Source organism: Kandleria vitulina DSM 20405, from assembly GCF_000702065.1.
In the GTDB taxonomy this organism is placed as follows: domain Bacteria; phylum Bacillota_I; class Bacilli_A; order Erysipelotrichales; family Coprobacillaceae; genus Kandleria; species Kandleria vitulina.
This window is the reverse complement of the sequence record NZ_KL370857.1, coordinates 1-18,575: the sequence shown is the minus strand read 5'-3', so window position 1 is coordinate 18,575 and position 18,575 is coordinate 1. Positions and strand designations below refer to the sequence as shown.

Annotated in this window: 21 protein-coding genes; 2 read left to right on the top strand and 19 right to left on the bottom strand. The window is 34.3% G+C overall.

Annotation, left to right across the window (positions count from 1 at the left end; translation table 11 throughout):
* Positions 1-194 precede the first annotated feature (194 nt).
* The 8 genes from hslO to prfA all read right to left on the bottom strand — a co-directional run bounded on the left by hslO (position 195) and on the right by prfA (position 7,998).
* Positions 195-1,067: an Hsp33 family molecular chaperone HslO gene (gene hslO, locus T513_RS0109760; RefSeq protein ID WP_029071418.1), complete on the bottom strand. Its 873-nt coding sequence runs from the start codon at positions 1,065-1,067 to the stop codon at positions 195-197.
* A gap of 138 nt (positions 1,068-1,205) precedes the next feature.
* Positions 1,206-3,161 carry an ATP-dependent zinc metalloprotease FtsH gene (gene ftsH, locus T513_RS0109755; RefSeq protein WP_031589929.1) on the bottom strand — a complete coding sequence of 652 codons (1,956 nt, stop codon included), beginning with the start codon at positions 3,159-3,161 and terminating at the stop codon, positions 1,206-1,208.
* 14 nt (positions 3,162-3,175) lie between these two features.
* Positions 3,176-3,712: a hypoxanthine phosphoribosyltransferase gene (gene hpt, locus T513_RS0109750; protein ID WP_029071416.1), complete on the bottom strand. Its 537-nt coding sequence runs from the start codon at positions 3,710-3,712 to the stop codon at positions 3,176-3,178.
* Positions 3,713-3,734: 22 nt separating this feature from the next.
* Positions 3,735-4,970 (bottom strand): tRNA lysidine(34) synthetase TilS, encoded by a 1,236-nt coding sequence (tilS, locus tag T513_RS0109745; RefSeq protein ID WP_029071415.1) that lies wholly within the window; start codon positions 4,968-4,970, stop codon positions 3,735-3,737.
* A gap of 29 nt (positions 4,971-4,999) precedes the next feature.
* Positions 5,000-5,560 carry an HdeD family acid-resistance protein gene (locus T513_RS0109740; protein ID WP_029071414.1) on the bottom strand — a complete coding sequence of 187 codons (561 nt, stop codon included), beginning with the start codon at positions 5,558-5,560 and terminating at the stop codon, positions 5,000-5,002.
* The gene (locus T513_RS0109735; RefSeq protein WP_162176430.1) at positions 5,557-6,045 is read right to left on the bottom strand and encodes a GNAT family N-acetyltransferase; all 489 of its coding nucleotides are present in this window, start codon (positions 6,043-6,045) and stop codon (positions 5,557-5,559) included. The genes T513_RS0109740 and T513_RS0109735 overlap by 4 nt, the downstream gene beginning before the upstream one ends.
* Positions 6,046-6,055: 10 nt before the next feature.
* Positions 6,056-6,922: a peptide chain release factor N(5)-glutamine methyltransferase gene (prmC, locus tag T513_RS0109730; RefSeq protein WP_029071412.1), complete on the bottom strand. Its 867-nt coding sequence runs from the start codon at positions 6,920-6,922 to the stop codon at positions 6,056-6,058.
* Positions 6,922-7,998: a peptide chain release factor 1 gene (gene prfA / locus T513_RS0109725; RefSeq protein ID WP_029071411.1), complete on the bottom strand. Its 1,077-nt coding sequence runs from the start codon at positions 7,996-7,998 to the stop codon at positions 6,922-6,924. The genes prmC and prfA overlap by 1 nt, the downstream gene beginning before the upstream one ends.
* 145 nt (positions 7,999-8,143) lie before the next feature.
* Here prfA and T513_RS0109720 point away from each other — a divergent pair, with 145 nt between their 5' ends.
* Positions 8,144-8,788 (top strand): HAD family hydrolase, encoded by a 645-nt coding sequence (locus T513_RS0109720; RefSeq protein ID WP_031589928.1) that lies wholly within the window; start codon positions 8,144-8,146, stop codon positions 8,786-8,788.
* 63 nt (positions 8,789-8,851) lie between these two features.
* Positions 8,852-9,469 (top strand): thymidine kinase, encoded by a 618-nt coding sequence (locus tag T513_RS0109715; RefSeq protein WP_029071409.1) that lies wholly within the window; start codon positions 8,852-8,854, stop codon positions 9,467-9,469.
* A 12-nt stretch (positions 9,470-9,481) separates the two neighbouring features.
* Here the strand turns inward: T513_RS0109715 and T513_RS0109710 are convergent, their stop codons facing one another.
* The 11 genes from T513_RS0109710 to T513_RS0109660 form a co-directional block, all read right to left on the bottom strand.
* The gene (locus tag T513_RS0109710; protein WP_029071408.1) at positions 9,482-9,820 is read right to left on the bottom strand and encodes a DUF1622 domain-containing protein; all 339 of its coding nucleotides are present in this window, start codon (positions 9,818-9,820) and stop codon (positions 9,482-9,484) included.
* A 66-nt stretch (positions 9,821-9,886) separates the two neighbouring features.
* Positions 9,887-10,495 carry a hypothetical protein gene (locus T513_RS0109705; protein ID WP_238551742.1) on the bottom strand — a complete coding sequence of 203 codons (609 nt, stop codon included), beginning with the start codon at positions 10,493-10,495 and terminating at the stop codon, positions 9,887-9,889.
* A complete protein-coding gene (locus tag T513_RS0109700) occupies positions 10,492-11,112 on the bottom strand; it encodes an ABC transporter ATP-binding protein (RefSeq protein ID WP_029071406.1) in 621 nt (206 codons plus the stop codon). The genes T513_RS0109705 and T513_RS0109700 overlap by 4 nt, the downstream gene beginning before the upstream one ends.
* A complete protein-coding gene (locus T513_RS0109695) occupies positions 11,105-11,788 on the bottom strand; it encodes a hypothetical protein (protein WP_029071405.1) in 684 nt (227 codons plus the stop codon). Before T513_RS0109695 ends, T513_RS0109700 begins: the two co-directional genes overlap by 8 nt.
* Complete coding sequence (locus T513_RS0109690; RefSeq protein WP_031589926.1) at positions 11,785-12,357, bottom strand: hypothetical protein; 573 nt, start codon at positions 12,355-12,357, stop codon at positions 11,785-11,787. The genes T513_RS0109695 and T513_RS0109690 overlap by 4 nt, the downstream gene beginning before the upstream one ends.
* A complete protein-coding gene (locus T513_RS0109685) occupies positions 12,341-13,153 on the bottom strand; it encodes a hypothetical protein (RefSeq protein ID WP_031589925.1) in 813 nt (270 codons plus the stop codon). The genes T513_RS0109690 and T513_RS0109685 overlap by 17 nt, the downstream gene beginning before the upstream one ends.
* A 12-nt stretch (positions 13,154-13,165) precedes the next feature.
* Positions 13,166-13,297 (bottom strand): hypothetical protein, encoded by a 132-nt coding sequence (locus T513_RS12585; protein WP_269082089.1) that lies wholly within the window; start codon positions 13,295-13,297, stop codon positions 13,166-13,168.
* A gap of 194 nt (positions 13,298-13,491) precedes the next feature.
* On the bottom strand, positions 13,492-14,856 hold the full coding sequence (gene dnaB, locus T513_RS0109675; protein WP_029071402.1) for a replicative DNA helicase: 1,365 nt from the start codon (positions 14,854-14,856) through the stop codon (positions 13,492-13,494).
* Positions 14,857-14,866: 10 nt separating this feature from the next.
* A complete protein-coding gene (rplI, locus tag T513_RS0109670; protein WP_029071401.1) occupies positions 14,867-15,313 on the bottom strand; it encodes a 50S ribosomal protein L9 in 447 nt (148 codons plus the stop codon).
* Positions 15,314-15,315: 2 nt separating this feature from the next.
* Positions 15,316-17,274, bottom strand: coding sequence for a GGDEF domain-containing protein (locus T513_RS0109665; protein ID WP_031589924.1), 1,959 nt, complete (start codon positions 17,272-17,274; stop codon positions 15,316-15,318).
* Positions 17,275-17,323: 49 nt separating this feature from the next.
* Positions 17,324-18,244 (bottom strand): DUF2232 domain-containing protein, encoded by a 921-nt coding sequence (locus T513_RS0109660; RefSeq protein WP_051654433.1) that lies wholly within the window; start codon positions 18,242-18,244, stop codon positions 17,324-17,326.
* Positions 18,245-18,575: the final 331 nt, after the last annotated feature.

Sequence of the window (18,575 nt, the reverse complement as noted above, 5' to 3'; positions counted from 1 at the left end):
ATTTTGAAAAAATGTATGCGTTTTCTTTTCAGGTACTATAATGTAGCTATGAGGAGACTTAATTGAGATACGACCACACCATCATTTTCATAGTCCATTTACCTTAATTAATGAAACCATCGCATTCCCATCAAAACTGCCTCCTCTTCTTTTAAAAACAAAGAGCACATTACGATTGTAATGTGCTCTTTTTCTTATTTCTGATCTAAGATTTTCTGAAGATCTTCTTCATTAAACTGATAAGTCTTACCACAGAACTGACATTTTACTTCAGCACCATGATCTTCATGAATCATGGCTTCTAGCTGATCACTTGGTAAAGTGATCATAGCCTGTTCAAATTTTTCTTTTGAACAATCACATTCAAAAGAAAGATCCTGTGAAGCTAAGATTTCAAGTTCATCACCGAAGATCATTTCTAGAATCTCTTCTGGTGTTTTCCCTTCGTTCAATAATTCTGAAACAGCTGGGAAATTTTTCATTTTTTCTTCAAGATAAGAGATATCTTCTTCAGTAGCTTCAGGTAGAAGCTGAAGAATGAATCCTCCACTTGATAATACAGTGTTATCATCATCTACAAGTACACCAACTGATACAACTGATGGTACCTGTTCCGATGCCATAAAGAAGTATGCGAAATCATCTCCGATTTCACCAGTCTGTAATGGAACATTACTTGTAACTGGTTCTTTTAGTCCCATATCTCTGATGACCTGCAATGATCCCTGGTTACCGACACATACGCCAACCGCAAGTTTTCCTGAGTCATTGTATGTATAGTGAACATGAGGGTCACCTACGAAGCCTTTGATTTTTCCATCACAGTTTGTAGTAGTAAGTACAGTACCGATAGGTCCACCACCATTGATAGTGACTGTTAATTTATCATTACTTTTATTCATAGCCCCCATCATTAATGTAGCTGACATAGTTCTACCAAGTGCAGCACTTGCACATGGCCATAAATCATGATGTTCTCTTGCTTCATTAACTAAGTTCTTTGTCGTACAGGCAAAGACACGTGTATTTCTTTTGTTGACTAAACCTCTAACTAAATAATCTTTCATGTTATTCTCCTCATCTAGATCGCAATCATCTGTATGAGTGGAATTATCATACATGCTACTAAGAAAGTGATTACGATCAGCGTTATATAACGTCTTTTCATTTGTTTCCCCCGATAAGAAAATAAAGCGCATAGCGCTTTATTTCATTTCATCTAGTAGATCATCATCTGTAGAAACAGGTGTTTCTTTTACTGGTTCTTCTACTTCTTCAGTATTATCACCATCAAATGTTTCAGGCATTTTTCCTGTTTCATAAAGTGCTGTAATCTGTTCAGCATTTAATGTTTCATTTTCAAGCAATGCATTAGCGATAAGTTCAAGCTTATCTTTTTGTGCATTGATGATATCAGTTGCTTGTTTATGAGCATCTTCAATAATCTTTCTTACCTGCTGATCAATTTCAAAGGCAATCTGACTTGAATGGGTATTGCTTAAACGAGAATAATCTCTTCCTAGGAAGACCGCATCCTGTCCACTATCGTATTTGATTGGTCCTAATTCAGACATACCTAATTCAGTAACCATCATACGAGCAATACGTGTTGCCTGTTCAATATCGTTATGAGCACCGGATGAAATATCTCCGAAGAAGATTTCTTCAGCGACACGTCCACCCATAAATCCAGCAATTGTAGCTAAAAGCTGAGTCTTTGTCTGGAAGTATGTTTCTTCTCTTGGTGTCATTAAGTTATAGCCACCAGCTTCTCCACGAGGAACAATAGTAACTTTCTGTACCTGGTTAGCATCTTCCAATGTTAACCCGATAATCGCATGTCCAGATTCATGATAAGCGACAAGTTTTCTTTCTTTTTCAGTATATTTTCTTGAATGCTTAGCTGGACCACCGATAACACGATCAATTGATTCATCCACATCATCCAATGTGATAACCGAATGACCCTGTCTTACTGCTAATAATGCAGCTTCATTTAATACGTTTGCTAATTCTGCACCAGAGAAACCTGGAGTTCTCATCGCAATGTTTTCAAAGTTTACATCAGGTGCAAACTTCTTATTACGTGCATGCACCTTAAGGATAGCTGCTCTTGCACGCTTATCAGGATTTGATACCATAATCTGACGGTCAAAACGACCTGGTCTTAATAAGGCTGGATCAAGAACGTCAGCACGGTTTGTAGCGGCTAAGATGATAACACCTTCACTACCTTCAAAACCATCCATTTCAACTAATAACTGGTTAAGTGTCTGTTCACGTTCATCGTGTCCACCACCGATACCAGAACCTCTCTGTCTTCCGACAGCATCGATTTCATCGATGAAGATAATACATGGTGCATTCTGTTTAGCGTTCTTGAACATATCTCTAACACGTCCAGCACCAACACCGACGAACATTTCTACGAATTCAGAACCTGAGATAAAGTAGAATGGAACATTGGCTTCACCAGCAACTGCTCTTGCCAATAATGTTTTACCTGTACCTGGAGGCCCAACCAATAGGACACCTCTTGGGATCTTAGCACCCATGTCTACGAATTTCTTAGGATTTTTAAGGAAATCAACTAATTCAGTTAATTCTTCTTTTTCTTCATCAGCACCAGCTACATCTGTGAAACGAGTCTTTTCGTTCTTTTCAAGCTTAGCTCTAGAATTACCGAACTCGAATGCTTTCGCATTTCCACCAGCAGCTCCACTGAAGTTTCTAAAGATAAAATACATTGCGCCAATAAGAATGACATATGGTACTACACCAAGAATAAAATTCCATACCATAGAACTTTCTTCTTTGTTTTCATAGTCAATCTTTGCAGAAGAATATTTATCCTTGATCTTCTGATTAAGTGAATCTATTTCCTGTTCAGTCTTAGGAATAATAGTCTTAAATTTGTTTTCTTTTGTCTTTCCATTTGATTTTGAAGTATAAGTACCTTCTACATTAACAATGTAAGTACCTGGCGTCAAAGTCATCTTAGTAATCTTCTTATCTTTGCTTTCTACAACAGATACAAATTCACTATATGACAATGAATCAGATCCACCCACACGATTAAGTGCAGGAATAATGGATGCCAATAGTACCAATACTACAAACCAAGGTAAAATAGCTTTAAATAAATTCTTGTTTTTACCCATAAGTATCTCCTATTCTATTGTGCATAAACCTCTTCTTTAAGAATTCCTACATATGGCAAGTTTCTGTATTTTTCATCATAATCCATACCATATCCAATAACGAAAGCGTTAGGAATTTCAAATCCGACATATTTTGCCTGGATTGGATATTCTCTTCTTTCCTGTTTATTTAATAAAGTTGCAATTTCAACACTTGCAGCACCTTTTTCTAGCAACATGGCTCTTACAGTATGAAGAGTTTTACCAGTATCTAGAATATCTTCAATAATTAAGATATTCTTTCCTGTAATATCGATATCGATATCTTTTTTCACAATAACATTACCTGTTGATTCAACTCCGTCATAAGAACTTACGTCCATAAAATCAAATTCAACATCTAGATGAATATGTTTAGCAAGTTCTGCAAAAAAAGGAACAGATCCTTTTAATAAACCTACAAGTAACACATTTTTCCCTTTATAATCTTTTTCAATGACTTCAGCTAATTCTTCACATCTCTTTGAAATCATTTCACCTGAAAATAAGATTTCTTTACAATCCTTATGCACAATTAATTCCTCCTATAAGTCTTCATTTTATCACAAAAAAATAGGGATTAATAGACAAATACCCTTTTCTTTTTGCAATTTCAGGGACCAATAAAACTTCCCCTTTACAATTTAATACAACCGGCCAGATTCTCCTTTGATTTTTTGGAATCTTAGCATCAATAAACAGTCTTGAAACCTTCTTTGTCCCACCTGCAGTCACAATACGATCGCCTGGTTTCATGTTCCTGATTGTCAAAGGAAAATCCTCTTCTTTTACAGGAATGCCACTATTTAATGACCCTTCGCTCTTAATGGAAAAATACTCACATTCAAAAGTTTCTCCTTGATTTATTTGATATGAGTATTCCTCAACCGCACTGTGTAATTGTATAGTTATATTATTGTACTCTTTTATGAACAAAAAATGAATAGGTAAATTCATTTGTATATTCGGTTTTTCACTCTTTATCTGTTTTTTTATTTCTTCTATCAATGATCTACCGATCATTGTAGAAGGTATGCATTCTTCAAGTAAAGCATACAGGAAGGTATCCATTAAATGATCTTCTACAAGATGAAAATCAATTTTTCCTTGTTTATGATAAAGATCAAGATATCCTTGAATAGCTTCTTCTTTCTCTTTCTGCTTACAATTAATATCCTGTGCTCTTTGATACAATGCTTCCTTTTCTTCTTCACTATAAGTATTTAAGATCGTATTGCGTACACGATCTCTTTCAAAATCTACACCAAAGTTGGTATAGTCATCATGAAAGACAATTCCTTCCTCTTCACAGTATCTTCTTAAATCCTTTTTATGACAAGATAAAAACGGTCTGATGATCTTCATACCCATCACCTGACTTACTTCCTTGATGCCAATAAAATGGCTCTGTGAGCCTCTATTTAATGACATATAGATATTCTCTAAGACATCATCATGATGATGTCCTAATACCACAGCATCCGCCTTATATTGACGCAGTAAGTCCTTATAGAAAAGATAGCGTACTTCTCTCGCCTGTGACTGAAAGTTTCCTTTTCCTTCATGATGTTCTACTTCTTTATAAGCAAACTTTATTCCATATTTTTGACAGTAATCATGAACAACCTGGTAATCAATCTCTGTATCATTTCGTAGATTATAGTTTACATGAGCTACAATACAATGAAACCCTTCTTTTCTTAAGCAATCAAGAAGAGCCATAGAATCGCATCCTCCTGATACACCTACAATATAGGTTCTATCATGATGTAATAATGTCTTATTTAACATACATGCCTCCTAATAAAAAAAGGGAATCATCAAGATCCCCATCCATTTGTCTGTGTTAATCTTTTTATCACCAGACGTGTCTCTATTATTTCTATTATTGCCATGATAATCAATAATATACCAATTATCATAGTAACGCTTAATAGAGAAGATAATGGATGAAGAATCATGATTCCAGCAAATAGTATTTCTACTACAGCTTCAAGAAATAAGAAAGCCCATTTGACTTCTAATGTTCCCACTAACATAAATGAAACCTGAATCTTTACGAGAGCTTTCATCACAATCCAAATCGCAAATACAAGTGGCAGTACCATCATGATATGCATAGGATCAATGCCCATGACTAATCCTAGGATGATGGAGAAGACTCCTATCAATAAATCACTAGAATATGGTCTTAAGTGGGCATCTAGGAAAGCATAATGAATAAGGTGATAGGCACCATCTGCTACTAGAAAGCAGCTAATGATGGTAATAAGAAGACTCATCATCTTTAATGGAAATAAGGTCATAATAATACCAACAATAAGCATAATAAACGCATTTACTATTGTCATTTTTTCATATGCCTTTACATACTCTTTCATTTCTTATTACCTCCCCTTAAGTAGAGAACATATCCTTCATCATGATAGAAGAAGGATTCATCAAACTTAACAAAGCCTAAATCAAGCAGAAGACGTCTTGAACGATCGTTTTCTTTGTAAATATAAGCAATAACTTTATTATGAGGAAAAGTCTCTTTAATATAAGCAAGCAAGCCTCTAACAGCTTCTCTGCCATATCCCATTCCCCAATAAACACTATCTAATGTATAGCCAATAGTAAGACAAGTCTTGCTGAGTGTTTCTAGATGAAGATCACCAATCATAGTCCCATCTTTTAAAGTGACTGCCAACTGTGTCTTCTGCTTAGGTTCCCCTTCATAAGGATGATTTAATGTATAAGTTACAAGGTTTCTCGCTTCTCTTTGCGAAAAGCGTGTCCATGATTGATATTTTGATACTTCTTTCTTATTGCGATATTCATGAAGTCTTACTTCATCACCTAAGCGAAGCGTTCTTAATATCAATCGCTCTGTCTCAATGTTCATCTTTTAGATTATGATAGATAAATAACATTCTATCTTTCCCATTCATATCTTTGATAATTTCAAATGGGGTATCTCCAAAATATTCATGAACAGCTTTTTCCATGATTTCTCTTTGGTCAAAGCCCATTTCAAATCCTAATAAAGCTCTATCCTTGATTACTTTTTTTACATCCTTAAAGATTTTTCTGTAGAAATATAAACCATCTTCTCCACCAAATAAGGCTACGTGAGGTTCATTATCCTTAACCATAGGATCAATATTTTGATCTTGTGGGATATAAGGTGGGTTAGATACAAAGACATCTACTTTTACATGATGATCAATCAAAGGTTCAAGCATATCACCTGCATAGAATGTTACATTTGCACCTAGATCATCATTATTCTTTTTAGCAACTTTCAATGCCTCTTCACTAATGTCAGTAGCGACAACTTTAGCTTTTGGTACTTCTAGATCTAATGAGATACCAATAGCACCTGAACCTGTTCCTACATCACATAGATCTATTTCTTCTTGATCTTTGAAATAATCATCAATACGATATAACAACTGTTCTACTAATTCTTCTGTTTCATATCTAGGAATAAGAACATTCTCATCTACTGAGAATTCTCTAGAAAAGAAGTATTCTTTTCCTTTGATATACTGTACAGGTTCTCCATTAAGATATCTTTCTAGATATTCACTGTATGTCTTATAGATATCTTCTGGGACTTCTTCATCCATTTTAAGATAAAGTTCATGTGGCTGTAGATTGGAAACATGATAATAAAGTACCTTTGGAACATTGCAGTCCTTATTATTGGCATCTAGTTTTTCTTCTGATTCTTTGATCAATTCTCTAATAGTAGGCACTAGTTCTGTTCTCCCTCTAATTTACGTTTCTGATCTTCATTGATTAATGCTTCAATGATATCATCAAGTTTCCCTTCCATAATCTTATCAAGCTGCTGAATAGTAAGCCCAATTCTATGGTCAGTCACACGATTTTGTGGGTAGTTGTAAGTTCTGATCTTTTCAGCACGATCTCCTGTACCCACTTTACTTTTACGTTCTGCACCAGCTTTAGATTCTTCAATTTCTCTAAAATGTTCATATACACGTGTTCTAAGAGACTGCATAGCCTTATCACGGTTATCATGCTGAGAACGACCATCCTGACTTGTTGCGACAATTCCTGTTGGAATATGTGTAATACGTACGGCAGAGTCAGTCTTATTGATATGCTGTCCTCCGGCACCAGATGATCTGTAAGTATCAATTCTTAAATCTTTTGCTTCAATCTGTACATCTACTTCTTCTGCTTCAGGCATTACAAGCACTGTTGCTGTTGAAGTCTGAACACGACCCTGTGATTCAGTCTTAGGTACACGCTGTACACGGTGTGAACCTGATTCATATTTTAATTTAGAGTAGACACTATCACCTTTTACATTAAAGGAAATAAGCGAGTACCCTCCTGCTTCACTTGTCTGTGCTTCTTCAATTTCAATCTTCCATCCCTGGTTTTCAATATATTTAGAGTACATTCTAAATAAGTCTCCAGCGAAGATATTACCTTCATCTCCACCTGCAGCACCACGGATTTCAATAATAACGTTCTTTCCGTCATTTGGATCCTTAGGAATCAATTCAAGCTGAATACGTTCTTCTAATTCTGGTCTTTTCTTTTCTAGCTCTTCATATTCCATCTTAGCCATTTCTTTAATATCAGGATCACTATCACTAAGCAATAACTTAGATTCTTCAATTCCATCCAATAGCTCTTTATATTCTTTATACATGCCATAAGCTTTTTCTAAAGAACTCTGTTCCTTAGATGCTTCAGTCATTCTTTTTACATCATTTGCGATGTCTGGATCCATGAGAATTTGTGTCAATTCATCATATCTTTTTGCGACTGTTTCAAGTCTATCTAATAATGTGTTCATAACTTCTCCTCCAAATTCTTACCTATTATAATATATAATTACGCATTGTGCAAAATGATTTGAAAAAACGGTATTTTTTTAAAATGAGAAAATATATGACAAACAAATTAAAAATGTTCTATGATGATACAAGGAGGTAACAACAATGATTAAAGCAGTTATTTTTGACATGGACGGTTTAATGATAGATAGTGAACGTGTCACATTCGAATGCTATCAGGAAGTATTAAAAGAAATGGGATTAACAATGAGTCAATCATTCTATATCTCTCTTCTTGGAAAACCAATTCCAGGCATTCAAACTCGTTTTTATGAAGAATATGGGGAAGATTTTCCTATTAATGAAGTCATCAAAGCTACTCATCAACTAATGGCAGAACGCTTTGAAAAAGAAGGTGTCCCAATTAAAAAGGGACTCATTCCCCTACTTGATTATCTAAAAGAACATAACTATAAAACCATCGTTGCAACCAGCTCAACAAGAGATCGTGTCGATTCCATCTTAGCCAATGCCCACTTAACAGACTATTTTGATGCATCCATCTGTGGTGATGAAGTCACACATGGAAAACCTGACCCAGAAGTTTTCTTAAAATCATGTGAAAAACTCCATGTATCCCCTGATGAAGCCATCGTTCTAGAAGATAGTGAAGCAGGAATACTATCTGCCTATGATGCCAAAATCAAAGTCATCTGTATTCCTGATATGAAGTATCCAGAAGAGTCCTATGCAAAAAAGACGACGCATATTCTAGATTCACTTGATGAAGTGATTCAATTTTTAAAATAAAATATTCTTCATCCTTTTCTCTATTTCTAGTATAATATGAAAGTCAAGAAGGAGTTTGGTTATATGTATAATCAGTATAGAGAAGGATGGCTAGAAGTCATCTGTGGCTGCATGTTTGCAGGAAAAACAGAAGAGCTCATTCGTCGTATTAACGTATTAACTTTTGCTAAAAAGAAAATCATTGTCTTCAAGCCAAAAGTTGATAACCGCTATTCAGAAACAGAAATCGTTTCTCATGCCGGAGCACATGTGCCTTGTATTGTCGTTGACAAGGCCGCTGATATCCTCGAATATATCGAAGAAGATACAGATGTGGTCGCAATCGATGAAGTACAGTTCTTTGATGAAGAAGTTGTCAATGTCTGCGACTACCTTGCAGATAGCGGACTTAGAGTCATGGTAGCAGGATTGGACAAGGACTTCCGTGGAGAACCTTTCGGTGTCATTCCTGATATTTTAACAAGAGCAGAATTTGTCACTAAGCTTACTGCCGTATGTGCTAAGTGCGGTGCACCAGCAACTCGCACACAGCGTATTGTCAATGGCAAACCAGCTTCATTTGATGATCCTGTTGTTCTTGTTGGAGCCAAGGAAACTTATGAACCACGATGCAGACATTGTCATGAAGTTATTGATAAGCCACAAAAATTTCATCAATTTAAAAAAAGAATTCAGGACTAATCCTGGATTCTTTTAATTTTCTCGAAGTGCTTTCTTTTCTTCTTTAATTTCCCAATTAATCAAAAATGTCAACAAGCCCCTTAATACAATGATAGCACCAAGAACACCCAATTCACTCCATGTTCTCGCAATGATTGTTCTAAGTACTTCGCCACCCATCTTAAATGTCAACGATAAGGCAATCCCCTGTGCCAGGTAGAGTCTAACCGACTCATTCTTTCTGATCCAATAATAGAATCCCTTGACAGCAGTATAAACAAGTACACATGTTCCAAACAGCTCCAACATAAAAACAGAAATATTCGCAATTATTTCCAATATTTCATGCATATCAGTAATTAAATGAGTCATAAGTTCACCCCTTTTTTATTATATAATATCAAAAAGAAAAAAAGAATATGAATACTTATCATATCCTTATTTCCATTTTGATATTTTAGAAACCACCTGATTATATAGTTTTAAATCATCCTGATATATAATCACTGCTTCTTTACCTTTAATATCATTATAGGAGTAATCCTTATTATCCTTATAGGCAAAAAGACTTTCCTTCTTGTCTGTATACTTTCCAAGTGCTCCCTTATTGATGTAGTACTTATTTTGATATTTACATTTCTTCAAGAATAAAACATATTCCTGTCCATCATGCATATTTAAATAGCCATCTTCCACAAAATAACTTTGCCATGCTGAAGGTGAAGAAGGTTCATAGATGTCAATGAACTCTCCACATTTTCCCTTATACACCTTAGAAATCTGAAATTCTCTTAAAACTGATTCAAGACGATAGCCTTCTACTTTCTTGCATACGCCTTTTACAATCAAATCAGATGATTCATAAAGCTCACTATAGCTTGTCTTTTTATGTGTCATACTACTTTCATCAAAAGATACATGGGCATTGCGATTATAGACATCATCAAGAGTATAAGCTGGCTTGAAAGACCTCTTTGCGACATATGTCCATCCACACATAACAAGAATACATAATACATTAAGGACAAGTAATAATTTCTTCATCATGCTTCCACCAGATTCCTGTTCTTTAATAGAAGTGTATAATCAGCTAAATCCTGTAAATCTTCTATATTATGAGAAACAATCACTATCGTTTTTCCTTTTTCTTTTTCTTCAAGAACAATCTTTCTGAATATGTCTACGCCATCATCATCCAATGAATTTGTTGGTTCATCAAAAAGAAGAACATCAGGATTTTCCATTACAGCCTGTGCAATAGCTAATCTTTGTCTCATTCCTAATGAATATTTTCTTGTACTCATATCTTTAGCATCATAAAGACCTACTCTCTTCAATGAATCAAGAATTGTTTCCTTATCAATAATCTTTCTAATTGATGCTAGGAAAGAAAGACATTCCATTCCTGTCATATCCTTCCAGAAGATTGGTGTTTCAATGATTGTACCAATATAAGGCTTATAAGCCTTATGATCTTGATCATAGAATGTCACTTTTCCTTCTGTTGGCTTGCTAAGACCACAAAGAAGCTTTAATAACACTGTCTTTCCCGTTCCATTCTTTCCTCTAATAAGATAAATGGATCCATCATCAAATTCACAATTGACATGATCCAATATTTCATTATATCTAAATTTTTTACTTACGTTTTCTAGTTTAATCATAGTCTTTCCCCACTGGCATCCCTATCAAAGTAAGATAGAAAACTAAGACAAGGATGAAAAATAATGTGAAATGTATATTAAAAAATGGCTTTTGAGAAAGTCTCAATACCATATGAGCTGACATTGGATTAATGCTTAATAAACCGTAATCCTTTTCATACATCAAAAAAAATCCCCACGCACAAAGAAGTGTCATAGTCATGATATTCGTACATAATGCAAATGAACCATCCGCAAATCTTCTGATTATTTCATATATCATCATGAAGATAAGCTCTACACAAATAACATTTACTGTAGCTAAAGGAATACTCTGCAATGAGAATGTCATTCCTTTTATCATTCCAATTACAATTATAAGTCCCATCATGATGAACACTTCACTTATAATTAAAAACATAATTCGTCGTATACAATATAACCGATAACTTATTTCATTCTTCATTCTCATGCGAATAAAAAGTCTATTATCATGGATTGTCTGTATATCCAATATTGTAAAAATCATTATAAGCATATAAGGCAATAAATATTTGAGAACATCTGGGATATACCAATAGAGTTCTGTACCTTTATATAGACAGGATACTATAGCTTCATCTATTGTATGACCTTCAATAGTTACAAATACATGAAACATCATTAATACGGTATATAAAATAAATCGTTTTCTCATACATTCTCCTTTTCTGGACATACATAATAGAGAATTAACGCGATTATTGAAACAATAATCCAATAGATCATACAGTTCACCATAACATAGTGAATACTCCATGAATGATCATTCCAAATAATACTGAGCTGTCCTGGCGCAAATACTGAGATTGCGAAAAAGGCAAGTACAAGTGATAGAATAATACTTTTCATATAGTTCATATTGTATACAATGACTGCTAAAGCAAGTGTTAAACAATATAAAAATACAATGACAAGATATTCAAATCTAAAGATAAATAAATTAACACTAATTAATGTTCTAATAACATCACATATCACAATAGCAAGAGAAGAATAGAGAGAAAGACTAACACAAGCAAATATATTTTTTATTTTTCTTTCATGTCTTGTCTCTCTTATTTTTACCATAAGATTTTCTCTATCATTAAGACAGGACACTATAACAAGTGATAACCCTAAAAACAGAAAAACAGTACGGATCTTAGGTACTGTCACAAATGAAGAAAATATAAGTGTCATTATATAGAATAAGACAACAAGCTTTGTTCTATTCCTGTTCATCATAAATAATACCTACCTTAAAAAGTATTCCTAAGATAATTATTGTTAGTATAAAGACAATAATCATTGGCATAAAACTTATCTTTTCATATCTAAGGTCAATAACATTGACATATGCATAATCTGGAAATATCTCACCTATATAAAATGAATTGAATAAATAAATTCCAAATGTAATTAACACGGAAATATATTTATTAAAATATGTGAATAATGAAATAGAATAGCTTATTCCACATAATAGAGCTGTTGCAGTACCAATTAAAATAACATGAAAGAAAAAATAAAAGTTTGGTGCAAACGTATACCAATAACCCATGATCCCTTTGAAATTAGGAGTTAGACCATACGCTGTAGTTTTAAATGTACTATTCACTCCGCCACTTAATGGGTAAGCGATTAGTGATACAAAAAAACTAATTAAAAGCGGTAATGCAATTATTAGAAATCCTGAAATCATTGAAGCAATAAGATGATAATTATGGTATTTATTTTTTTCGTCCCTTGTAGCTATACAAGCTGTCATATTTGCTTCGTAGTCTTCTGCATAGCCTTGTGAACAGGCAAAGCATGCTAATAATGGAGCTGCTATAAGAAACATAACATGTAAACTTGTTGTCAGTGTAGAATGCAGAATCGTGACTTCTGATGCATCAATCTGTGAAAGATATCCATCTAACCCGTAATCCTGTATAATTTCTCTTCCCAATGGCATAAAGCATACAATCATAATGGATAAAAAAGCAATCAGGTACTTTCTGTTCCACATTATCTTTTTAAGATATATTCCAATATTCATTTTTTTCCTTCACTATCTAAAATCTACTTCACCAGAAACATTTGCGTTTTCTCTTGGTTTCTGTGATTTTTCCATCGCCATTCTAATTTTACTTCCTTTTTTCTTATAAGATGAAACAATAACAATGTGTTTGATTCTTTTCATAAAAAATCTCCTAACATAAATTATCCCAATATTAAAACAGCTATTTTTTACAAAGTAGTTGCAACGATATATATTATATTTCCCAACAAAGATAGTGTCAAGAATTTTGCATAAATCCTTGACACTATCTAAACATGACAATCAACTATTAAAATTAAAAGCAAAATTAATAATGAAATAAAAAAGAGCGTGTATTACGCTCTTACATCTCGAATGCCATCACCTGCTTGTGGTGCGCTTTCTGTCGTATAGTTAGAGAAACGTGAGAACTGACGTTCAAAAACAAGTGGGATATCGGCTGTTGCACCATTTCTGTGCTTAGCGATAATGATTTCTGTCAATCCGTTTGTTTCTGCTTCTTTTTCTTTATTCTGATAATCTTCACGATGAATGAATGCGACAATGTCCGCATCCTGTTCGATTGCCCCTGATTCACGTAAATCGGAAAGCATTGGCTTTCCTTTACGCTGTTCTACCTGACGAGATAACTGCGACAAGGCAATGACAGGGCATTCTAGTTCTCTGGCCATGGCTTTTAGCTGACGTGAGATATCTGATACTTCCTGCTGACGTGATTCTCTTGAATTGGCTGGTCCACTGATCAGCTGAAGATAATCGATAATGACAAGAGCTAAACCATGTTCTTGTTTTAATCTTCTACATTTAGCAGCGATTTCTCCAACTTTGATACCTGCTGAATCATCTATGAAAAGATTACATTTTGTAACCTTTTCTGCCGCAGCATAGTATTTAGTAGGATTTTCTTTAAGAATTGCACCGTTCTTTAATGAATCATTGTTTATTCCCCCACTGCAGCAAAGTAATCTATTGACTAGCTGCGCAGCTGGCATTTCTAGTGAAAATACTGCAACAGCATCAGGGCTTTGGAATGATGCATTATGGGCGATATTTAATGCGAATGCGGTCTTACCAACAGATGGTCGGGCAGCTAAGATAATTAAATCCCCTGGCTGGAATCCCGATGTTAATCTATCGATATCACGATATCCTGTCTTTACCCCGGAAATATTTCCACCGTTCTTTTGTAATAAGACAAGACGATCTGTTACTTCCTGAATGACATCATTGATATTCTGGAATTCACCCGCATTACGATCTCTTGTAACATCTAGAAAATTCTTTTCTACTGTAGAAATAAAATCATTCATATCTCCGACTTCATCATAAGCCTGAGAAATAATTTTAGTAGATTCTTGAATTAATCTTCTTAATAAAGACTTATCATTAAGAATATTAAGATAATACTGAGTATGAGCAGTAGTAGGAACTGATTCACTCAACTGCATCAAGTATTCAACTCCTCCAACTTTATCAAGAATCTTCTTATCCATAAGATATGTCGTGAGGGTAGTAACATCTACTGGGACGCTACTATCATGAAGGTATTTCATACCTTCAAAAATCATCTTATGTTTATCATAATAGAAATCCTGAGGCAGAGCCACATTGATGACTTCTGCACAGGCATCTTTATCAATAAGCATCGCTCCTAAAAGAGCACGTTCTGCTTCAAGATCATGTGGATACTCTCTTTCCATAAGATCCCTCCTATTTTTCAGTTAAATGTACATTAACAGTACCAAATACACCTTTATAAAGCTCAATCTTTAATTTAGTTGTACCAAGGTTACCAATTGGATAAGCATTCACAAATTTTCTCTTATCTACCTTGATACCATAATCTTCTCTTAAAGCTTTAACAATCTGTTTAGTAGAAACATGTTCAAAAGTACGACCTTCTTTACCAGTTGCAACCTTGAATTCTACTTTAATATCTTCAAGACGTTTAGCAAGTTCTTCTGCTTCCTTCTTCTTTTCAGCTTCAATAAGAGCTTCTTCTTCCTTCTGTTTAGCTAAAATATTCTTTTGAACTTTAGTAGCCATAACAGCCTTCTTATTCTTGATAAGGAAATTCTGTCCATATCCATCAGCGACATCTACGATGTCTCCTTTTTTACCAACTTTTCTTACATCTTCCAATAAAATAACTTTCATATCTATTCTCCCCTATCTTCTAAATATTCATTAATTGCATCTTCAAGACGCTTGCGCGCTTCTTCGACAGTTATCTCTTTTAGCTGACAGGCTGCCATTGTGAAATGGCCTCCTCCACCCATTAATTCCATGATCATCTGTACATTGATTTCACGTGAACTGCGGGCACTGATAGAAATAACATCTTTTGCGGTTCTACCAATTGTAAACGCAGCCTTAACATGAGAAATGTTAAGCATCTGGTTACTTGTCTTAGCTAATACTACTGAATCATGTTCATCATCATCTTTCGCATATGCGATCAAGATGTGATCTTTAAATTGATATGCGCTCTTAGAAATATTCATGACTTCTACTGTACGATCAAATGAATCTTCTAGGAATTCATAAGCTCTAACAACATCTGCCTGCATTTCTTTAAGCTTAGCGGCTGACTGGAATGTACGTACACCTACACGCTGTCTGAACTGGTTTGTATCTACTAGCATACCAGAATACATAATTGTTGCATCAAGTTCAGTTAATTCTACCTTCTTGCTTACATAACTATAAAGCTCGACAATAAGCTCTGTTGCAGATGAAGCAGATGGTTCTAGATAAGTTAATGTTGGTGAATCAATAAATTCTTCACCTCTACGATGATGATCAATAACAACCTTCTCTTTCGTCTTTTCAAGTAAAGTCTGTGAAATAGAAAGAGATGGCTTATGATGATCTACTACAATCAATAATGAATCTCTCTTTACACGTTCCACTGCTTCTATTGGTGAAACAAGTAGATCATTGTATCTTTCATCTTTTTTGATGATTGACACAACATCCGCTGTCTTTTCTTCTAATGAATCATTATCAATGACAATATGTACCTCTTTATCAAAACTTTTTACTAGTTTCGCAATACCTAAAGATGAACCTAAAGAATCAAGATCAGAATATTTATGTCCCATGACATAAACATTCTCACTTCTCTTAATAATACCTGAAAGCGTCTGTGCAATGACTCTGGCACGTACCTTTGAAGATTTCTCAAAGGTATCTGTTGTACCACCAAAATATCGAACACGATCATTGCTGCTCTTGATTGCAACCTGGTCACCACCACGTGAATACGTAAGATTAAGTGCTGAAGAGGCAAGCTGTTCTAGTTCACCTAATACTCTCGTCCCTCTACCAATACCGATAGAAAGTGTCATTACTTCGCCAAGTTCTAAGATAGATTTTTTAAAGCGATCTAGAATATTGAATTTATCTTCAATGAGTTTCTTATAAATACGTTCATTAAATAAAATGAAATAACTTCCAGACTTGTATCTTCTAATGATCATGCCATTATCACTAGCCCATTTTACAATAACCTGACGAACAACTGATTGAATCTCTACTGATTTTGTTTCATCAACATTAGAGATAGTTTCATCGTAGTTATCAATAGTAATATAGCCAATACACATCTGACCATCATCGAAGTCCTGTTCTAGTACAGTATATTCTGTAACATCTTTTAAATAGATCAGATGAGATTCATCTGAATTGTAGGCTTCAAATTTACGTCCTTTTACATCGATAAGTCGTACATCTTCATCTTCAAATAATGAAGCTAATGTTGGCTGCCACTCTAACAGCTTAACTCCTACAATCTTAATATTTAATGCTAAAAGAAGATCTGATACCCATGTGATGTTTCTATTATCATCATATTGAATAAGACCAATTCCCCCAAAGATTAAAGCATTGCCCATATCCTGATTCAATGCTTCAGAGACACTCAAGGAATCATTTTCTAGAAGTGATGCCATATAGATTATACAGCCAAATATGATGACATTTTTTAATAAAACATATATAGCTAATATGAATAGCACATCCACATTTAAAACAAGATAGAAACTTGTCACAATGACAATTTCTAGCAGTAATGCCAAAGTAAAGATATTTCTCAACGATAACATCTTTTTTGTCATGGCATTCACCTCCTCATTCATTCATTATATATTGTTTTCACATGTTTTTCTATTCTTTAACATCACCATGATTCGCATTCTTCATAATTTCATCATAAATTGTGTTTTTTCTTTGTGTTATTGTATCAATACCCCCAACTATTGCATATAAGACCGGTGTAATTGGGATGATCAATAAAAGAATAAGCAAGGCACTTGCGCCTGGTTTTCCCTGTAATACAAAGAAGAAAGAAAAATATGATAATCCTGCTACCACAAAGATCATATAAGTCAGATAGTAAGTATAATTAACAAATATATTCTTCATACCATTGTTTCTTAATAAGAAAGATACAGCCAGTAAAATGGCACATACCAACCCTGCTTTTCTTGATAATCTAAAGGTAGATAAATGAAAAGATTCAGGAAAAGGAATATGGAATCTCATTAAGATAATCTGTGTTAATGCTAACATGACATAACATTCCATGAAGGAAACACCAAGAATAAAGAGAGGAATCATATTCTTGACTTGAGACAAGCTTATATACTTCTTTAATGAAGGCCAGAACTCAATCGCATTCTTATAGCTTTGTGTCAATTGAGCAATAAGATCTATACCAAATAATCCTGATAACACTTCATATAACATAATATTAGCGATAAAACTGACAATAAACCCTCCCAGCAATATCCATTCTTTCTTTAGTTTTCTTTTTAAAGATTCACCTAAAAACAATCCAAACATTGAGGAATATATCGCAATAAATATGAACATTGGTAATCCTGTAAAGATAACTATTAACACTGAAACAAAGGCAACTATCATATTATCTTTAAGATTATAGCGATAACCATACCAGGCAATAGGAACAACCATAAAATAGCCTACCAATGAATCCATCATTCCTGCTGAATAAGAATTGAGTATTGATACTAACCCAAATAATGCAGCTATCATTGCCCCTTCTACCAATTGTCTTGTCTTCATCTTTATTCCCCCTTCAGTCCTTTCATTTTAGTATAAGATTTCTTATTTGTACAATGAAAATCTAAATTAAAATAAATATCCTCCGGCATAGCCGGAGGTTTTTCAGTTTCGGGCATAGCCCTGCTCCTACTAGCACGGTACGTAAACCGTACTATTACTTCGTACGGCTCCGCCAACTGCCCGAGCATTTATCTTTTCGTTCTTTTATTTACTCTTTTCTTCTCTATTGTGTAGTCCTTGAACGGATCTTCAAAATCCATTGACAGCTGATCATATTCTCTATCTTCCTTCAATTGATTTTGAATATATTCAGCTATTTTCTTTGTATTCT

Coding starts and splice junctions, on each gene's coding strand:
- T513_RS0109720 (WP_031589928.1), top strand. CDS start 8,144: ATGATTAAAGCAGTTATTTTTGACATGGACGGTTTAATGATAGATAGT.
- T513_RS0109690 (WP_031589926.1), bottom strand. CDS start 12,357: ATGATGAACAGGAATAGAACAAAGCTTGTTGTCTTATTCTATATAATG.
- T513_RS0109660 (WP_051654433.1), bottom strand. CDS start 18,244: ATGAAGACAAGACAATTGGTAGAAGGGGCAATGATAGCTGCATTATTT.
- T513_RS12585 (WP_269082089.1), bottom strand. CDS start 13,297: ATGAAAAGAATCAAACACATTGTTATTGTTTCATCTTATAAGAAAAAA.
- rplI (WP_029071401.1), bottom strand. CDS start 15,313: ATGAAAGTTATTTTATTGGAAGATGTAAGAAAAGTTGGTAAAAAAGGA.
- T513_RS0109715 (WP_029071409.1), top strand. CDS start 8,852: ATGTATAATCAGTATAGAGAAGGATGGCTAGAAGTCATCTGTGGCTGC.
- T513_RS0109685 (WP_031589925.1), bottom strand. CDS start 13,153: ATGAATATTGGAATATATCTTAAAAAGATAATGTGGAACAGAAAGTAC.
- prfA (WP_029071411.1), bottom strand. CDS start 7,998: ATGAACACATTATTAGATAGACTTGAAACAGTCGCAAAAAGATATGAT.
- T513_RS0109705 (WP_238551742.1), bottom strand. CDS start 10,495: ATGATGAAGAAATTATTACTTGTCCTTAATGTATTATGTATTCTTGTT.
- ftsH (WP_031589929.1), bottom strand. CDS start 3,161: ATGGGTAAAAACAAGAATTTATTTAAAGCTATTTTACCTTGGTTTGTA.
- T513_RS0109665 (WP_031589924.1), bottom strand. CDS start 17,274: ATGACAAAAAAGATGTTATCGTTGAGAAATATCTTTACTTTGGCATTA.
- T513_RS0109700 (WP_029071406.1), bottom strand. CDS start 11,112: ATGATTAAACTAGAAAACGTAAGTAAAAAATTTAGATATAATGAAATA.
- T513_RS0109740 (WP_029071414.1), bottom strand. CDS start 5,560: ATGAAAGAGTATGTAAAGGCATATGAAAAAATGACAATAGTAAATGCG.
- hslO (WP_029071418.1), bottom strand. CDS start 1,067: ATGAAAGATTATTTAGTTAGAGGTTTAGTCAACAAAAGAAATACACGT.
- T513_RS0109695 (WP_029071405.1), bottom strand. CDS start 11,788: ATGAGAAAACGATTTATTTTATATACCGTATTAATGATGTTTCATGTA.
- T513_RS0109710 (WP_029071408.1), bottom strand. CDS start 9,820: ATGACTCATTTAATTACTGATATGCATGAAATATTGGAAATAATTGCG.
- dnaB (WP_029071402.1), bottom strand. CDS start 14,856: ATGGAAAGAGAGTATCCACATGATCTTGAAGCAGAACGTGCTCTTTTA.
- tilS (WP_029071415.1), bottom strand. CDS start 4,970: ATGTTAAATAAGACATTATTACATCATGATAGAACCTATATTGTAGGT.